This window comes from Bradyrhizobium niftali (assembly GCF_004571025.1).
GTDB lineage: Bacteria > Pseudomonadota > Alphaproteobacteria > Rhizobiales > Xanthobacteraceae > Bradyrhizobium > Bradyrhizobium niftali.
Map to the genome: position 1 here is coordinate 103218 of NZ_SPQT01000006.1, position 16129 is coordinate 119346.

Sequence of the window (16129 nt, forward strand, 5' to 3'; positions counted from 1 at the left end):
CCGGACATATCCGGGGCCTTTTTGATTCGGATCGAATCTACCAGGCCTTCACCGGCCGATTGGCGTGGCTCACCTGCGGGACGCCGCGATTGAGCGACATGTGGGAATGCACGCACAGCCAGCCGTCGGCGGTTTTGGAGAACACCATGGTCGCCCGGCCCGGACGCGGAAACGCGCTGCCGTCGGGATGATAGCCCGTGCTCGTCCACGGTGCGATCACGGTCGCCATCGCACCGTCGGGGGATGCCAGAACCGAGGTCTGCTCGAGCACGAAACGGAAGTCGGCCGTCTTCGGCCAGACGTTGTCCCATTGCGTGGTGACCCATTGGTCGAGGCCTGGGATGACATCGTTGTGCGTGCCGAAGGCAAGCACCTCGGGATGAAACAGCGGCCTCGCCGAAGCATAGTCGACCTCGCGGACATAGCCGGCGAAGGTCTCCAGCCATTGGCGGAAGAATTGCACTATCTCGGTGTTCGCGGTCGGCAAGGGCGCCATTCGTACCTGCTTCACCGCAGCGCCGACATCACGATGAGGCCGAGGATCAGCGCCGTCAGCGAGTATTTCAGCGTGTAGTAGACGTTGCGGTTCCACTCCTTGACCTTGCGGCTGGCGAGGTGGATCTCGTAGAGCTTGCCGAACACCTTGTTGAGCACGCCGACGCTCTCGCCGTCGACGTTCTGGGTCGCCGATGCCTTGACGATGTGATGGCTGACCCAGCGGTTGATGGCGGTCATGAAGCCGAACTTCATCGGGCGCTCGACATCGCAGAACAGGATGATGCGGTTGACGTCGGTCGCATTCTCCGCGCTGTGGATGAAGGTCTCGTCGAACATGAAGGCCTCGCCGTCGCGCCAGACGCATTCGACGCCGTCGACCAGGATGCGGCACTTGTTCGAGTTCGGCGTGACGAGGCCGAGGTGATAACGCAGCGAGCCGGCGAAGGGATCGCGGTGCGCGCCCAGCTTGCCGCCCGGCGGCAGCATCGCGAACATCGCGCCGTGCACGCTCGGAATCGAATTGAGCAGCTCCACCGTCTTGGGGCACAGCGTGCGCGCCGAGGGCAGGAAGTCGTCGTACCATTTCAGGTAAAAGCGCTTCCAGCCGCTCTTGAAGAACGAGTAGAAGCCCCAGTCGTTATTCTTCGCGGCCGCGCGGATGAAGCCTTCGTCGAACAGGCGCACGGCTTCGTCGCGGATGGTCTCCCAGTTCTCGCTGAGGGGCTTGAGCTCGGGAAACTGCTCGACCGGGATCACCGGCTTGTTCGGCACGGCCGAGCCCGCATACATCAGCACATTGTAGGGGGCGAGATAGGTCGAGTGATCGCCAAGCTGGCGCGCGAAGCGCAGCCGTTGCTTGCCGCGGAAGTGAACGTAGATCGTCGATGCCGCGAGCACATACAGAATGACCAGTTGCGGCGCAAAAAGCTGTTTCAGCATTTCCCCAGTTCCCGAGTGACCCAGCCGGGGACGTCATCTACTCCGAGCCGGCCCGAGCGGCAAGATATTCACCGCTGGGTTGCAATCACGCTGGGGAGAGCGGGGGTACGGAACCCGGGGCTGAAACGGGCCGAAACGAGCCGAATTACGCCCGCGCCAGCGCCTGGAGACCCTTGAAGGTCAGGCGCTTGGGGTCGGTGACGCCGGCGAGATAGAGCCGGCGGATGAACGCGATGACGGCGTCGCGGTCGCAATCGGTCAGCGCGACGACGGCGTCGACCGCGATTTTCTGGGCTTCCATTGGGCTCACCTCGGCCTTGCGAGTAACCCCGGCCGAGACAGGCTAGGACTCATCCGTTAAATCGCCGTTAACCGTTCGGGCAGCATCGCCGATTCAGCCCGGTGGCCGTATACGCAAAACAACGCATTGCCGGGCGCACAGCGGCTCAGCGCGCATTGATGCTCTTCTTCAGCAGTGCGAACTGCTTCTTCAGCCGTGGCACGGCAAAATCGGTGAACGCCCGCACCTTGGGCACGGAGAGCCGCCCCTGCGGGCAGATCAAATGCGCGGGCATCTCCGGATCCTGGTCGGCGGCCAGCACGATCTCGAGCTCGCCGCGCGCGACTTGCTCGGCCACCTGGTACGAATACATCCGCGCCACGCCGCGCCCGGCGACCGCGGACGCGACGGCCGCATAGGTGCTGTTGACGACGAGCCGCGGGGTGAACTGGACCGTCCGGGCTCCCGACGAGCCCGCCTGTGGCGCGAAGGTCCAGGAATTGGGCAGATGCGCCAACGCCACGATCTGATGCTTGGCGAGATCGCCGGGGTCAGTGATGCGCGGATGCTGCTTCAGATAGCGGGGAGCAGCGACCACGACGCGGCTGATCTCGCCGATCCGCATCGCCACCATCGCCGAATCCGCGAGATGGCCGATGCGAAGCGCGATGTCGACGCCCTCCTCGATCAGGTTGACCGCACGGTCGAACAGCAGGAGCTTTGCCGACACGGTCGGATAGGCGTCGAGAAACGCATCGAGGATCGGCCGCAGCACCATCTCCCCCGAGACCACCGGCGCGGTGATCGTGAGCAGGCCACGCGGCGCCGTGCGCGGTCCGGCCGCGATGTCGTCGGCCTCCTCCAGCTCGGTGAGCACGCGGCGGCAGATCGCGACATAACGCTCGCCCTCCTCGCTCAGCTTGATCGACCGCGTCGTCCGGTGCAGCAGCTCGGCACCGACGCGCTCCTCGAGGAAGGCGATGGCGCGGCTCACCGCCGCCGGCGAACGGCCGAGCTTGCGCCCCGCGGCGGCGAGGCTGCCCTCGTCCACCGCAAGGACGAACACCTTCATCGCATCCAGACGATCCATGCGCTTCCCGCCGCCCCCTGAGATTCCGGCTGAAGGCTAGGCGTTCGCGCCAGCCGCCACAACCGCCGCAGGGCGCCGATCCGTCATTCGTTCGCGCCGCGAAAGAGTGTCTGCCGGACAGCGCGTATTCGCAGCCGGGCCGCCGCGGCCTATCTCACGACCCAAGCCGGCCACCGCCGGCGCAGTTCTCAAGCCAACAACAGGAGCCAGTCATGGGTATCGAGCAGAAAGTCGTCATCATCACCGGTGCATCGCAGGGCATCGGCGCCGCCCTGGTCCAGGGTTTTCGCGATCGCAACTATCGCGTCGTCGCAACGGCGCGCTCCATCAAGCCGTCGGGCGACGACGACGTCCTCGCCGTTCCCGGCGACATCGCCGACCGGGCCACCGCCGAGCGCGTGGTCTCGCAAGCCGTCGCCCGCTTCGGCCGCGTCGACACGCTGGTCAACAATGCCGGCATCTTCGTTGCAAAGCCGTTCACGCAGTACACCGCCGAGGACTATGCGGCGGTGATGGGCACCAACGTCGCCGGCTTCTTCAATATCACGCAGCTCGCCATCGCCGAGATGGAAAAGCAGGGCTCGGGCCACGTCGTGCAGATCACGACCACCCTGGTCGATCACGCCAATTCGAACGTGCCCTCGGTGCTGGCCTCGCTGAGCAAGGGCGGCCTCAACGCCGCGACCAAGTCGCTCGCGATCGAATACGCCAAGCGCGGCATCCGCGTGAACGCAGTGGCGCCCGGCGTCATCAAGTCGCCGATGCATCCGGTTTCGACGCATGCCGAGCTCGGCGCGCTGCATCCGGTTGGCCGCATCGGCGAGATGTCCGACATCGTCGATGCCGTGCTCTATCTCGAGGGTGCGTCCTTCGTCACCGGCGAGATCCTGCATGTCGACGGCGGCCAGAGCGCCGGCCACTGAGCGAGAGGAGAGACACCATGCCCATCGTCACCATTCAAGTGACCCGCGAGGGAACGACGCCGGGCGCGGCGTCGCTCACGGCGGAAGAGAAGGCGGCGCTGATCAGGGGATCGAGTCAGCTCCTGCTCGACGTGCTCGGCAAGCCGCTCGATTCCACCTTCGTCGTGATCGAGGAAGTCGACACCGATAATTGGGGCTGGGGCGGCCTGCCCGTGCCGGAATTCCGGCGCCGCCGCGCCGCCCAGACAGGATGATCCGCGCGCAACCGAGCGCGCAGGAGGATGACATGACCAACGCAGATGCAAAGCAGCACGTCGACACCCGGCCGCGACAGCGGCCGGGATCGACGTCGCAGTCTACCTGGCGATATGCGACGGCGGGCTTGTCCGCATCGCTGGTCGGGCTCGGCCTTGCCCGCTTTTCCTACACGCCGCTGATCCCGGCGTTGATCGCGGCAAAGTGGTTCAGCGCGTCGGATGTCGTCTATCTCGGCGCGGCGAACCTTGCCGGCTATCTCGCCGGCGCACTCGCGGCGCGCGCTGTCGCCGACCGCATCGGCGCGGTCCACGCGTTGCGCGCGATGATGCTACTCGCCACGCTCTCTTTCTTCGCCAGTTCAGCCCCGGTGTCGTTCACCTGGTTCTTCGCCTGGCGCTTCCTGTCAGGTCTCACCGGCGGCATCATCATGGTGCTAGCGGCCTCCGTCATTATGCCGCGCATTTCGGCCGCGAGGCGCGGCATCGTCGGCGGCGTGATCTTTGCGGGTGTCGGCCTTGGCGTCGCCGCATCGGGCACGCTGGTGCCGCTGCTGCTGCAACAAGGCTTGCAGCAGAGCTGGTATGGCCTCTGCGCCCTCTCCGCGCTGCTCACCCTCGCAAGCTGGTGGAACTGGCCCGCGGAGGCCAAGACTGATGCTTCGCCTTTGCATCACGCGAAGCACCACCATGCATCGACGGCGGCCCGCGCGCTGCTGGTCCAATACGGCCTCAACGCAGTGGCGCTGGTGCCGCACATGGTATTCATCGTCGATTTCGTGGCGCGCTGCCTCGGCCAGGGCATCGCTGCGGGATCGCGCTACTGGGTGCTGTACGGTCTCGGCGCGATCCTTGGCCCGCTCGTCACCGGCCATCTCGGCGACAGGGCAGGTTTCGGTCCGGCCCTGCGGGCGGCCTTCCTGATCGAGGCGGCCGCCGTGCTGCTGCCGACCGTCAGTAACGCGCCGGTTTCGCTGATCGTGTCGAGTGTCGTGGTCGGCGGCTTCACGCCCGGCATCGTTCCGCTGGTGCTCGGGCGCATCCACGAGCTCGTCCCGCATTCTTCCGAGCGGCAGCGCGCGACATGGAGCCATGCCACGACCAGCTTTGCGCTGTTCCAGGCGGCCGCGGCTTACGGCTTCTCCTGGATTTACGCGCAGACCGGCGGCGACTATATCGTGCTGTTCGGTTTAGGCGGCGGCGCAGCGGTCCTGGCGCTCGCGATTGATCTTGGCCTCGCACTGATCGTCCCGCGCAGCTCCTGAGCGCGATGACGGAAGGCGAGCGGCGCTACCCGGGACCGGGCTTCGTCATGATTTGAGTAAGCGATCTCAGCAACTCGGTTTGCTTCAGGACCACCTCACATTGCTGTCGCGCATGCGTGCTCGACAGCTCAACCAACTCCGCCAGCGTTCTCGCACGGCCCAACTCCCGCGCATACTCCAAGGTCGCGCCCGCATTGACTTTCATCAGTTCGAGCACGACGACACGACACTCGGCTGCCGTTCCAATCGCCTCGATGAGGTGGCTTTCTGCGGTGGCGATTCCGTTGGCTTCCGATGTCGCATCGGCCAGCCGTGGCTTGGCGAGGTCCCTGGCATAATCCAGCGCAGCGTGAGCGCCAGTCTTCATGTCGTCCAAAGCACGCGCCTGAAACTCCTTGGCGATGTCCACGATGAGATCAATGGTGGTAGCGCCCGGAGGTTCAGGTGTTGCAACGATGACGCTGGCCGCTTCGTGTACTGGAACTGTCGCCGGAGCGGGCGCTGCTTGCGCAACCTGCGGCGCTTCTTGCAGGACGACGGCGACCGAACCCGGCTGCATCGCCAAGCCCTCGTCGACGGCACGGCTCACTTCCGCCGCCAGCTCCACCAGCGAGCGACGCCCGGCGCGTGCAACGTCAGCAGGCTGTCTTGAGCGCGGCTTGACCATGATCATTCGACTCCCTGATAAGGCGCTCCGAGATCCAACCCCACAGGGCCGCGATTTCCTCCGAGGCTTTTCCCTCCGGCGCGAACTCGGTCACGCCCAGCCCTGCCCCGAGCGCATCCTGGTGGTCGTTGCGCTGCCCAATGCAGGGAAGCGCAAGCACGCCGAGCGAGTTGAGCGACGTGGCAGCTTCGCTCAGCCGGCCTCCCCGCGTGGGGGTCTGATTGAGGATGAAGGCAAACCGGCGATCGAGCCTGCGGGTCGCGATCAGCGTAGGTATTGCGGCTTCGATATCGGCCGGGCTCGGACGAGCCGGGATGAGACAAAGATCGGCACAGGCAATGGCGCGGGTCGCCAAGGCATTGTTCGTGGCGGCTGTGTCGATGATTGCGAGCCAGACCCCTTCGGCCTTGAGGCGGGATATCACCGGCTCGATTTCGGTGGGATCGGTAACGCAATCGACGCGGGGATAGGGCTTCTCACGGCGCCCTTTCCATCTCGAGATCGTACCCTGCGCGTCCGCCTCGATGAGAGCGACGCGCTCTCCGCGCTGCATCGCTGCCACTGCTAGTCCAACGGACAGCGTACTCTTGCCGCTTCCGCCTTTTTGCGTGACCAGGGCAAGGACATACATGTTCCGCGTTCTCCAGAGGACGGCAACAACGTGGAACCCGGACATCGCCGGAAATAATTTTCTTGCAACGCAACAAATCTACCCTAAGTCGCGATTCGTCTCAAGCGATCGCGAGCCTCTCCCGGTAATTTACGTAGCAAGATCAGGAATATTGCATCACGCCGTCGTCGATCCGGCCGAAGCGCAAGGAGACGATGTCGAGGGCGTAGTTCTGGTACAGCCGCCACGGCTGCTTCGACCCTTGCTTGGGCATCTTCGCGACCGAGCGCTGCACGTAGCCCGAGGTGAAATCGAGCGAGGGCTGCGCGGTGATTTCAGGATCCTCATTGTGCGGCATGCACTGGCGGAAATTGTGCCGGTCCATGTAGTTGATGAGCCGACAGACATATTCGCAGGTGAGATCGCATTTCAGCGTCCAGGACGCGTTGGTGTAGCCGAAGGCGGACGCCATGTTCGGCACGTCGGCATACATCATGCCCTTGTAGGTCAGCGTATTGGCGAAATCGACGGCGCGGCCGTCGACGCTGACCTCGAGGCCGCCGACGACCTGGAGCACTAACCCCGTTGCGGTGACGATGATATCGGCCGCAAGCTCTCGGCCGTCCTTCAGGCGGATGCCATCGCGCGTAAAATTGTCGATCTCGCTCGTGACGACGGAAGCGCGCTGCTCGCGGATCGCCTTGAACAGGTCGCCATCCGGCACGAGGCACAGCCGCTGATCCCAGGGATTGTAGCGCGGCGTGAAATGGGTCGCGACGTCGTAATCGGGCCCGAGCGCCATCTGCACACCCCTGAGGATGAGGTCCTTCACCTTCGCAGGCCTGCGCCGGCTGAGCTGGAAGAAGAACATTCCCCACATCACGTTGCGCCAGCGGATCAGATGATAGGCAAGCCGCGCCGGCAGGTTGCGGCGCAATTTGTTGGCGAGGGGATCCTGCGCCGGGCGCGACACAACATAGGTCGGCGAGCGCTGAAGCATGGTGACCTGCGCCGCCTTCTTGGCCAGTTCCGGCACCAGCGTCACCGCGGTTGCGCCCGAACCGATCACAACGACGCGCTTGCCCGCATAGTCGATGTCCTCGGTCCATCTTTGCGGGTGCACGATGCGGCCGGCAAAATCCGCCGCGCCCTTGAACTCCGGCGTATAGCCCGCTTCGTATTTGTAATAGCCCGAGCACATGAACAGGAAATTGCAGGTGAAGCGCACCAGCTCGGTCGCGCCCTCGCCCGTCATGCGCTCCGCCTCGACGGTCCAGCGCGCGTCCGGCGTCGACCACGCCGCACGCTTGACGCGATGGCGAAAGCGGACGTGCTTCTCGATGCCGTTCTCGCTAGCCGTCTCGCGCACATAGTTCAGGATCTGCGGCCCGTCGGCGATCGCCTTCGAATCGGTCCACGGCTTGAATGAATAGCCGAGCGTGAACATGTCGCTATCGGAGCGGATGCCAGGATAGCGAAACAAATCCCAGGTGCCGCCGATGCAGTCGCGGCCCTCCAGGATGACGTAGCTCTTGCCCGGGCACCTGCTTTGAAGATGATAGCCCGCGCCGATGCCGGACAGGCCGGCACCGACGATCAGCACGTCGAAATGTTCTTTGGCTTCGATCATGGCGTTCTCCCGCCGCACAGGATGGGCGGCGCCGCGCCGAATTGCAACCGTCAGGGGATGGTCGCGCCGTAGACACAGGCGGTGTCGAAATACTCGTGGAATTCGACTGCCTTGCCGTCCTTGAAGCGCCAGAAATCCACCTTCGGCGTCTTCGCGACCTTTTTGGTCTTCTTGTTGGTCCACGCGCATTCGCCGAGCGCGACGACGGTATCGCCCTGCGCGACGTACTCGTTCATCGTGTAGTACTGCATGCTCCAGTCGGCCAGCAGGCCGTCGAAATAGCCGCGCAGCGCGGTACGGTCGTCATAGCGCTTGGCAAAAGGCACCGGCTCGGCTCCCCGCGGAATCGAATCGAACTTGATCTGCGGGCCGATGACCTTGTCGAACCAATAGTCGACGCTGGCTCCCCTGCTGTCGTTCCACTGGCGATAGGCTTCCTTCAACAGCTGAACGTTGGCTTCGCTGGACATCGCATTCCCTCCATATGCTTTCTGAAAATGAACTGGGAAAAGCGGCCGCCCGCTTCGAAAGTGGCAGGCTTGTTTTGGCTCTACCTCCGAGCGTACCACAGAGAATGGCGACAAAAAAAGCCCCGGATCGCTCCGGGGCTTTCGTGTCGCAGCTGGATAAATTCTCAGTAGCGGTAGTGGTCGCTCTTGTACGGACCTTCCTGCTTCACGCCGATATAGTCGGCCTGATCCTTGCGCAGCTCGGTGAGCTTGACGCCGATCTTGGCGAGGTGGAGGCGCGCGACCTTCTCGTCGAGGGTCTTCGGCAGCACGTAGACTTCCTTCTTGTACTTGCCGTCCTTGTTGTTGGCGAACAGCTCGATCTGCGCCAGCGTCTGGTTGGTGAAGGACGCCGACATCACGAAGGACGGATGGCCCATCGCGTTGCCGAGGTTCACGAGGCGGCCTTCCGACAGCATGATGATGCGGTGCTTGTCGGGGAATTCGATCTCGTCGACCTGCGGCTTGATGTTGGTCCACTTCAGATTACGCAGACCCGCGATCTGGATCTCGTTGTCGAAGTGGCCGATGTTGCAGACGATGGCGCGATCCTTCATCGCGCGCATGTGCTCGATGGTGATGATGTCCTTGTTGCCGGTCGCGGTGACGAAGATGTCGGCGCGCGGCGCGGCATCTTCCATGGTCACGACCTCGTAGCCTTCCATCGCGGCCTGGAGCGCGCAGATCGGATCGACTTCGGAGACCATCACGCGGCAGCCGGCCTGGCGCAGCGAGGCGGCCGAGCCCTTGCCGACGTCGCCGAAGCCCGCGACCATCGCGACCTTGCCCGACATCATCACGTCGGTGCCGCGGCGGATGCCGTCGACCAGCGATTCACGGCAGCCATAGAGGTTGTCGAACTTCGACTTGGTGACGCTGTCGTTGACGTTGATCGCCGGCCACAGCAGCGTGCCGGCCTTCTGCATGTCATAGAGACGATGCACGCCCGTGGTGGTCTCTTCGGAAACGCCCTTGATGCTCTTGGCGATCTCGGCGAAGTAGCCCTTCGGCTTTTCCTTGAGCTGCTTCTTCAGAAGCGCGAAGAAGACTTCCTCTTCCTCGGAGCCGGGCTTGTCGAGGAAGGCGGTGTCGCCGTTCTCGGCACGCAGACCGAGATGGACGTACATGGTGGCGTCGCCGCCGTCATCGAGGATCATGTTCGGGTGACCGCCGCCGTGCCAGTCGAACAGTTTTGCGGTGTAGTCCCAGTACTCGGCCAGCGTCTCGCCCTTGACCGCGAAGACGGGAATGCCGGCTGCCGCGATCGCGGCGGCAGCGTGATCCTGCGTCGAATAGATGTTGCAGGAGACCCAGCGAATGTCGGCGCCGAGTGCTGCCAGCGTCTCGATCAGCACGCCGGTCTGGATCGTCATGTGCAGCGAGCCGGCGATGCGCGCGCCCTTCAGCGGCTGCTTCGGGCCATACTCCTCGCGGGTGGCCATCAGGCCGGGCATTTCGGTCTCGGCCAGCGAGAGTTCCTTGCGGCCGAAATCGGCGAGCGAAATGTCCTTGACGATGTAATCGGTGAAGCCGGGCTTCGCGTTCATAGGGGGTTCCTGTTTGTTTGGCTCGTCATTCCGGGGCGCTCGTGAAACGAGCGAACCCGGAATCCGGAGGATCGAGATTCCAGGTTCGCCGCTGTTGCGGCGCCCCGGAATGACGCGAGTGAACTAGAGCGCGCGCTTGAGCGGCTCGACGAGATCGGTCTTCTCCCAGGAGAAGCCGCCCTCGTTGTCGGGCGTGCGGCCGAAATGGCCATAGGCCGAGGTGCGCGCGTAGATCGGGCGGTTGAGGTCGAGATGGCTGCGGATGCCGCGGGGCGTGAGATCCATCGCCTGCGCCGCCGCCTTCTCGAGCTGATCCTCCGGCACCTTACCGGTGCCGTGGGTGTCGATGTAGATCGAGAGCGGCCGCGCCACGCCGATGGCGTAGGCGAGCTGCAGCGTGCAGCGGTCGGCGAGACCGGCTGCAACGATGTTCTTGGCGACGTAGCGCGCGGCGTAGGCCGCAGAACGGTCGACCTTGGTCGGATCCTTGCCGGAGAACGCACCGCCGCCATGCGGGGCCGCGCCGCCGTAGGTGTCGACGATGATCTTGCGGCCGGTCAGGCCGGAGTCGCCGTCGGGGCCGCCGATGTAGAACTTGCCGGTCGGATTGATGTGCCAGATGGTCTTCGGCGTGATCCAGTCCTTCGGCAGCGCCTCGCGCACATAGGGCTCGACGATGTCGCGCACCTGGTTCGAGGTGAGGTCCGGCACCAGATGCTGATGGGAGACCACGATCTCGCGCACGCCGACCGGCTTGCCGTTCTCGTACTGCACGGTGACCTGGCTCTTGGAATCCGGGCCCAGCACCTTCTCGCGGCCGGAGTGGCGCGCCTCGGAGATGAGGCGCAGGATCTTGTGGGCGTAGAAGATCGGCGCCGGCATCAAGTCGGGCGTCTCGTTGGTGGCGTAACCGAACATGATGCCCTGGTCGCCTGCGCCTTCTTCCTTGACCTCGCCCGGCTGAAGCGCATCGACGCCCTGGGCGATGTCGGCCGACTGCGGATGCAGGAGGATCTCGATATCAGCGGTCTTCCAGTGGAAGCCTTCCTGCTCGTAGCCGATGTCCTTGATCGCGGCGCGCACGACGCCCTCGATCTGCTCGTTGGTGACGGACTTCGGGCCGCGGGTCTCGCCGGCGATCACGACCTTGTTGGTGGTCGCGAGCGTTTCGCAGGCGGCGCGGATTTGCCACGGGTCGATGCCGGCTTTCGGCCCCTCGCGGTAGAACAGATCGACGATCTCATCGGAGATCCGGTCGCAGACCTTGTCCGGATGGCCTTCGGACACGGACTCGCTGGTGAAGAGATAGGACGCGCGCATCAAGAAACCCCTTGTTCCGCCACTGGATAGCGGTTCGTTTGCGATGTTTACCTTTGGATTATGTCAATCACGCCGGCGCGAGATGACGTAGGATTCGTCAAGAAACCAGAGCCCGTTGTACTTTCTCAGCACGTCCCTGGCGGCATCCAGAGTGCGGCCGTTTTGAGTCATTTCTGTCAACCGGTCGTCCTCGATTTGTGCGACATACACCGCCGCATTCCACGCTGCAAAGGCTGTCGAGGTTCCGATGGTACCCGTCACCTCGTTGGGCAGCGCTTCCATATCATACCTGAAGATCGAGCGGTTGTCCGCATAGGCATTAAAATTTAGGTCGCGGCCCAACGATCCGAGCTCATACTTGACTGCGCGCAATAGCTCATGACGGCTGACCGCGAAAGGATTTTCTCCGGGCCAGATTGCCTGGATCATTTCCATGCCGGGATCGTGACCATGAGAGTGAATACCGATCAGGCGCCCCCCCGGCCGCAATGCCCGCGCCAGAGGCGCAATGATCCGCTTTGCCCGGAAATTGACCGAAGACAGCGCGCGGTATGGCTGGGATGCAATAACGAGGTCGAAATTAGCCTCGGTCTGGCCCGGCCGCGGAATGGTCGAATCCAGCAGGAACCGATGGTCCTCGCGATAGAGCACCAGGACGACGGGCCGCTCGTAGAGCGGCATGGCCGTGCGTGGGCTGATCGCGGCGCGCCAGTTCTGCTCCAGGAACGGCCGCAGCTCGGCGATCTGCTGCTCGAATTCTCCTGATGAGGCGCCCCGCAGCGGAACCTCGTGCCAGACGGTGGCGGCCGCCGCCGCGGGCGATGCCGGCGTGAGCCAGGGCGCCTCCGAGTAGAACATGTTGGTGAAGACGAACACCGACGCAGGATGCTCGAAAATGCGATCCGGCACCTTCTCCAGCGTCAGGCGCAAATCCTCGAGACTGAGTTCCTTGCCGGCGACATAGAACGGCATATGCGGATAGCGCTGGTGTGTTGCGCGCAGCACCCGCGCGAGCACCGTGCCGTCGCCGACACCGGCGTCGAACACACGCAGCGCCGGCGGGCGCGGATGGATCGCAGCCAGTTCCAGCGCAACCCTGTCCGCGATCACCCGCTTTTCGCTACAGGTGTGGACGAACAGCAGATATTTCTGCCGGTTCTCGAAGAAACGGAAATTGCCGCGCGGATCGCGCTTTTCCGGGGGCACCTGAAGTCCCCGCGGCGGCGGCACGCCGCCGGCCATCGACGCCGCCATATAGGCCTGGATCCGCTCCAGCGTGTCGATGGTGATGCGCTTTCCCTCGCGCAGGCGATGCACCAGCTTCCCATCGTTCACGGCGCGCCGGCCAAACGTCGATTCCGCCATGTCCGCCTTGCGGCAGAACTCGGTGATCCGGCTCAGGATTTCGTCGTTTTTCATAAGTGGGAAGACGGTGGGCAGCGTTGTTGGGTCCTGCCTATTAGCAAAGTCTGCCCACCGAGGGAATACCCTCGCCTGCTTTACCCCACATCCAATGACGGGAGCGTGAACCCCGACGCACCGCCGGGCAACAAACAAGCGCCTCTCCTCTCACGGGACGACCGCCATGCGCCGCCTGCTCGTCGCGCTCTGCCTGCTCACCGCCGTGCTGTGGTCGACGTCCGCCCTGGCGCAGCCGCGCAACCAGCTCGGGCCGCTCTGCACCACCGAGACCACGCCGGCGGACCAGATGGTCGACGCCTGCACCAAGATCATCGCGCTGAAGGTCTTCAAGGGCGAGCAGCTTGCGCCCGTCTATTTCTGGCGCGCCGTGGGCTGGAACAAGAAGGGCGACTACGCCAAGGTCATCACTGACGCCACGGAGGCGATCCGGCTCCGGCCGAGTCAGGCGGTCTTTAACCTCAGGGGATCGGCCTATTACGACAAGGGCGACTACGACATCGCGATCGCCGATTTCGACGACGCGCTGAAGCTCGGCCCGCCCAGCGGCATCATCTTCCACAACCGCGGCAACGCCTGGCGGGGCAAGCACGACTATGCCAGGGCGATCGCCGACTACGACATGTCGATCAGATCAGATCCGAGATCGGCGTTCTCGTTCCAGAACCGCGGCATCTCGAAAGAAGCACTCGGCGATCTCGACGGCGCGCTCGCCGACATCAACCAGGCGATCCGGCTCGACCCGACGCTGCCGCAGCCGCTGATCAACCGCACCTCGATCTGGCGCGCCAAGGGCGACCTCGATCGCGCCATCGCCGATGGCAGCGAGGCGATCCGGCTCGCCAGGGAAAAGCCGCCGGCCAACATCATGACGCCGCCGAACAGTGTGCTGATCTCGGGCTACACCCATCGCGCGCTGGCCTATGAAGCGAAAGGCGACTACGCCCACGCGCGCGACGACTACAAGGCGACGCTGGCGATCGTGGCCTCGGACGCCGGCAGCAAGGCCAATCAGGCGACCGCAAGAGTGCGGCTGTCGCTGGTGAGCGATGCAGCCGTGCCGATCCCGCGCGATGCGCCCTCGCCCACAACGCAGCCGACAGCAGCCCCTGCCCCGCGGCAGACCGGCGCGGCACCTGCGCCCTCGCCTGCTCCGGTCGTGCGCGGCACGCGCATGGCGCTGATCATCGGCAACGGCGCCTATGCGCATGTGAAGGCGCTGCCCAATCCACCCAACGATGCCCGCGCGGTCGCCAAGAGCCTGCGCGACATCGGCTTCACGGTGTCGGAGGGCGTCGACCTCGACCGCGCCGCGATGCAGAAGATGACGCGCGACTTCCTGCGCGATGCGGCGCGGGCGCAAGTTGCCGTGGTCTACTATGCCGGCCACGGCGTGCAGGTGGACGGCCGCAACTATCTCATTCCCGTCGACGTCGAGCTCAAGCCGGGCACGGGCATGACGGAGGCGATGATCGACATGGATACGATCATGGCCGGCCTCGACGACCAGGTCCGCACCAACATCTTGATCTTCGATGCCTGCCGCAACAATCCGATGGCACAGCAGGTGGCTTCCGCAGGCAGCAGTCGTGGCATCGAGGGCGCCTCGGGCCTCGCGGCTCCAACGAGCCTCGGCGCCGGCGCGACGCTGGGCGCCGGCACGCTGATCGCCTTCGCCACCGCGCCGGGCCAGGTCGCGCTCGACGGCGAAGGCGCCAACTCGCCGTTTTCCGCCGCCCTCTCCCGCCACATCGGCACGCCCGGGCTGGAGGTGCAGCAGATGCTGACGCGGGTGCGGGCGGAGGTGGTCTCGACCACGAAGACCAAGCAGGTGCCGTGGTCGAACTCGTCGCTGCTGGGTGAGGTTTATCTGGCGGAGAAATGACGATGCGCTTGCGCGTCGTCATCCCGGGATGGTGCGCAAGCACCAGACCCGGGATCTCGAGATCCCGGGTTCGCGCTACGCGCGCCCCGGGATGACGCTACGCGTCAGTTGCCCCACACTTCCTTCGCGATCTCGACCGCGAGGCTCAGCTTGGCCCACTGCTCCTCTTCGGAGAGGATGTTGCCTTCCTCGGTCGAGGCAAAGCCGCATTGCGGAGACAGCGCGAGCTGCTCCAGCGGCGCGAATTTGGCGGCTTCTTCCAGACGGCGCTTGATGTCGTCCTTCTTCTCGAGCTCACCGAACTTCGAAGTGATGACGCCGACCACGACGACCTTGTTGCCCTTGGGCAGGAAGCGCAGCGGCTCGAAGCCGCCGGCGCGGTCGCTGTCGTATTCGAGGAAGTAGCCGTCGTAATTGGTGCCGGCGAGCATGGTCTCGGCCACCGGCTCGTAGCCGCCCGAGGAGATCCAGGTCGAGCGGAAATTGCCGCGGCAGACATGCGTCGTCACCACCATGTCGGCGGGCTTCTCGGCCAGCGCGTAGTTGATGATGCGCGCGTAGATCTGCTGGAGGCCGTCCGGATTGTCGCCGCGCTCGCGCGCCTTCTGCAATTCGTCCGGCGAGCAGAGATAGGCCCACACGGTGTCGTCGAACTGGAGATAGCGGCAGCCGGCATCGTAAAACGCCTTCACGGCCTTGCGATAGGTCTTGCCGAGGTCCTCGTAGAAGGCCTCGAGATCGGGATAGACGTCCTTGGAGATTGCCTTGCGGCCGCCGCGGAAATGCAGCACCGCCGGCGAGGGAATCGTCATCTTGGCGGTGACGTGGGCCTGGTCGGCGCACTTCTTCAGGAAGCGGAAATGATCCAGCATCGGATGGTCGTCGGGGAAATCGAGCTTGCCAATCACGCGGACCGCATCATGCCGCGTCTCGACACCCGCGAACTGGATGCCGGTGTCCGGGTGGAACATTTCGCAGCCGGTGAGCTTGGCCAGGAAGTCGAAATGCCACCAGGAGCGGCGGAATTCGCCGTCGGTCGCGAGCTTCAGCCCGACCGAGGCCTGCTTGTGCACGACCTTCTCGATCTCCATGTCCTCGATCTTGCGCAGATCGTCGGCCGAGATCTCGCCCTTCTCGAGCCGGCTGCGGGCTTCCTTGATCTTGGCGGGGCGCAGGAGGCTGCCGACCTCGTCGGCGCGGAAGGGGGCTTTGGTTCGCTGCATTTCTTGTCTCTCCCGTAATTTCAGTCGGCGCTCGTTGTACTCTCTCTCCACACCTGCGGGGAGAGGCGAA

16 protein-coding genes are annotated in these 16129 nt (G+C 64.4%); 4 read left to right on the forward strand and 12 right to left on the reverse strand.

What is annotated here, in order from left to right; all coding sequences use genetic code 11:
• Nucleotides 1-37: 37 nt before the first annotated feature.
• The 4 genes from E4K65_RS14075 to E4K65_RS14085 form a co-directional block, all read right to left on the reverse strand.
• Complete coding sequence (locus tag E4K65_RS14075) at nucleotides 38-496, reverse strand: YybH family protein (RefSeq protein ID WP_135174669.1); 459 nt, start codon at nucleotides 494-496, stop codon at nucleotides 38-40.
• Between the two features lie 11 nt (nucleotides 497-507).
• A complete protein-coding gene (locus tag E4K65_RS14080; RefSeq protein WP_027545117.1) occupies nucleotides 508-1437 on the reverse strand; it encodes an aspartyl/asparaginyl beta-hydroxylase domain-containing protein in 930 nt (309 codons plus the stop codon).
• Nucleotides 1438-1582: 145 nt separating this feature from the next.
• Entirely contained in the window at nucleotides 1583-1738 is a 156-nt protein-coding gene (locus E4K65_RS47195; RefSeq protein ID WP_165448167.1) for a hypothetical protein, read from the reverse strand.
• Nucleotides 1739-1883: 145 nt separating this feature from the next.
• Nucleotides 1884-2807 carry a LysR family transcriptional regulator gene (locus E4K65_RS14085; protein WP_135174670.1) on the reverse strand — a complete coding sequence of 308 codons (924 nt, stop codon included), beginning with the start codon at nucleotides 2805-2807 and terminating at the stop codon, nucleotides 1884-1886.
• A 212-nt stretch (nucleotides 2808-3019) separates the two neighbouring features.
• Between E4K65_RS14085 and E4K65_RS14090 the strand changes: the two genes are divergently transcribed.
• The 3 genes from E4K65_RS14090 to E4K65_RS14100 are packed head-to-tail and all read left to right on the forward strand — an operon-like array spanning nucleotide 3020 to nucleotide 5249.
• Nucleotides 3020-3730: an SDR family NAD(P)-dependent oxidoreductase gene (locus tag E4K65_RS14090; protein ID WP_135174671.1), complete on the forward strand. Its 711-nt coding sequence runs from the start codon at nucleotides 3020-3022 to the stop codon at nucleotides 3728-3730.
• A 17-nt stretch (nucleotides 3731-3747) separates the two neighbouring features.
• Nucleotides 3748-3984 (forward strand): tautomerase family protein, encoded by a 237-nt coding sequence (locus E4K65_RS14095; RefSeq protein ID WP_135174672.1) that lies wholly within the window; start codon nucleotides 3748-3750, stop codon nucleotides 3982-3984.
• 32 nt (nucleotides 3985-4016) lie between these two features.
• Nucleotides 4017-5249, forward strand: a complete 1233-nt coding sequence (locus E4K65_RS14100) for a YbfB/YjiJ family MFS transporter (protein ID WP_167770800.1) — start codon at nucleotides 4017-4019, stop codon at nucleotides 5247-5249.
• A 25-nt stretch (nucleotides 5250-5274) separates the two neighbouring features.
• On the opposite strand, the gene E4K65_RS14105 is transcribed toward E4K65_RS14100, so the two are convergent.
• From E4K65_RS14105 to E4K65_RS14135, 7 genes are all read right to left on the reverse strand, one after another.
• Nucleotides 5275-5922 (reverse strand): phasin family protein, encoded by a 648-nt coding sequence (locus E4K65_RS14105; RefSeq protein WP_135174674.1) that lies wholly within the window; start codon nucleotides 5920-5922, stop codon nucleotides 5275-5277.
• Complete coding sequence (locus E4K65_RS14110; protein ID WP_135174675.1) at nucleotides 5885-6547, reverse strand: ParA family protein; 663 nt, start codon at nucleotides 6545-6547, stop codon at nucleotides 5885-5887. The genes E4K65_RS14105 and E4K65_RS14110 overlap by 38 nt, the downstream gene beginning before the upstream one ends.
• Before the next feature lie 142 nt (nucleotides 6548-6689).
• A complete protein-coding gene (locus E4K65_RS14115) occupies nucleotides 6690-8156 on the reverse strand; it encodes a flavin-containing monooxygenase (RefSeq protein ID WP_135174676.1) in 1467 nt (488 codons plus the stop codon).
• A gap of 50 nt (nucleotides 8157-8206) precedes the next feature.
• Nucleotides 8207-8626, reverse strand: a complete 420-nt coding sequence (locus E4K65_RS14120) for a nuclear transport factor 2 family protein (RefSeq protein WP_135174677.1) — start codon at nucleotides 8624-8626, stop codon at nucleotides 8207-8209.
• A gap of 164 nt (nucleotides 8627-8790) precedes the next feature.
• Entirely contained in the window at nucleotides 8791-10212 is a 1422-nt protein-coding gene (ahcY, locus tag E4K65_RS14125; protein WP_027545108.1) for an adenosylhomocysteinase, read from the reverse strand.
• A gap of 123 nt (nucleotides 10213-10335) precedes the next feature.
• Nucleotides 10336-11532, reverse strand: a complete 1197-nt coding sequence (metK, locus tag E4K65_RS14130; protein WP_135174678.1) for a methionine adenosyltransferase — start codon at nucleotides 11530-11532, stop codon at nucleotides 10336-10338.
• 63 nt (nucleotides 11533-11595) lie between these two features.
• Nucleotides 11596-12951, reverse strand: coding sequence for a hypothetical protein (locus tag E4K65_RS14135; RefSeq protein ID WP_167770822.1), 1356 nt, complete (start codon nucleotides 12949-12951; stop codon nucleotides 11596-11598).
• Between the two features lie 166 nt (nucleotides 12952-13117).
• Here E4K65_RS14135 and E4K65_RS14140 point away from each other — a divergent pair, with 166 nt between their 5' ends.
• Nucleotides 13118-14836 carry a caspase family protein gene (locus E4K65_RS14140; protein ID WP_135174679.1) on the forward strand — a complete coding sequence of 573 codons (1719 nt, stop codon included), beginning with the start codon at nucleotides 13118-13120 and terminating at the stop codon, nucleotides 14834-14836.
• A 104-nt stretch (nucleotides 14837-14940) separates the two neighbouring features.
• Here the strand turns inward: E4K65_RS14140 and E4K65_RS14145 are convergent, their stop codons facing one another.
• The gene (locus tag E4K65_RS14145; RefSeq protein ID WP_027545103.1) at nucleotides 14941-16059 is read right to left on the reverse strand and encodes a cobalamin-independent methionine synthase II family protein; all 1119 of its coding nucleotides are present in this window, start codon (nucleotides 16057-16059) and stop codon (nucleotides 14941-14943) included.
• Between the last annotated feature and the right edge of the window lie 70 nt (nucleotides 16060-16129).

Coding starts and splice junctions, on each gene's coding strand:
- E4K65_RS14120 (WP_135174677.1), bottom strand. CDS start 8,626: ATGTCCAGCGAAGCCAACGTTCAGCTGTTGAAGGAAGCCTATCGCCAG.
- E4K65_RS14115 (WP_135174676.1), bottom strand. CDS start 8,156: ATGATCGAAGCCAAAGAACATTTCGACGTGCTGATCGTCGGTGCCGGC.
- ahcY (WP_027545108.1), bottom strand. CDS start 10,212: ATGAACGCGAAGCCCGGCTTCACCGATTACATCGTCAAGGACATTTCG.
- E4K65_RS14105 (WP_135174674.1), bottom strand. CDS start 5,922: ATGATCATGGTCAAGCCGCGCTCAAGACAGCCTGCTGACGTTGCACGC.
- E4K65_RS14095 (WP_135174672.1), top strand. CDS start 3,748: ATGCCCATCGTCACCATTCAAGTGACCCGCGAGGGAACGACGCCGGGC.
- E4K65_RS14145 (WP_027545103.1), bottom strand. CDS start 16,059: ATGCAGCGAACCAAAGCCCCCTTCCGCGCCGACGAGGTCGGCAGCCTC.
- E4K65_RS14075 (WP_135174669.1), bottom strand. CDS start 496: ATGGCGCCCTTGCCGACCGCGAACACCGAGATAGTGCAATTCTTCCGC.
- E4K65_RS14140 (WP_135174679.1), top strand. CDS start 13,118: ATGCGCCGCCTGCTCGTCGCGCTCTGCCTGCTCACCGCCGTGCTGTGG.
- E4K65_RS14090 (WP_135174671.1), top strand. CDS start 3,020: ATGGGTATCGAGCAGAAAGTCGTCATCATCACCGGTGCATCGCAGGGC.
- E4K65_RS47195 (WP_165448167.1), bottom strand. CDS start 1,738: ATGGAAGCCCAGAAAATCGCGGTCGACGCCGTCGTCGCGCTGACCGAT.
- E4K65_RS14135 (WP_167770822.1), bottom strand. CDS start 12,951: ATGAAAAACGACGAAATCCTGAGCCGGATCACCGAGTTCTGCCGCAAG.
- metK (WP_135174678.1), bottom strand. CDS start 11,532: ATGCGCGCGTCCTATCTCTTCACCAGCGAGTCCGTGTCCGAAGGCCAT.
- E4K65_RS14085 (WP_135174670.1), bottom strand. CDS start 2,807: ATGGATCGTCTGGATGCGATGAAGGTGTTCGTCCTTGCGGTGGACGAG.
- E4K65_RS14100 (WP_167770800.1), top strand. CDS start 4,017: ATGACCAACGCAGATGCAAAGCAGCACGTCGACACCCGGCCGCGACAG.
- E4K65_RS14080 (WP_027545117.1), bottom strand. CDS start 1,437: ATGCTGAAACAGCTTTTTGCGCCGCAACTGGTCATTCTGTATGTGCTC.
- E4K65_RS14110 (WP_135174675.1), bottom strand. CDS start 6,547: ATGTATGTCCTTGCCCTGGTCACGCAAAAAGGCGGAAGCGGCAAGAGT.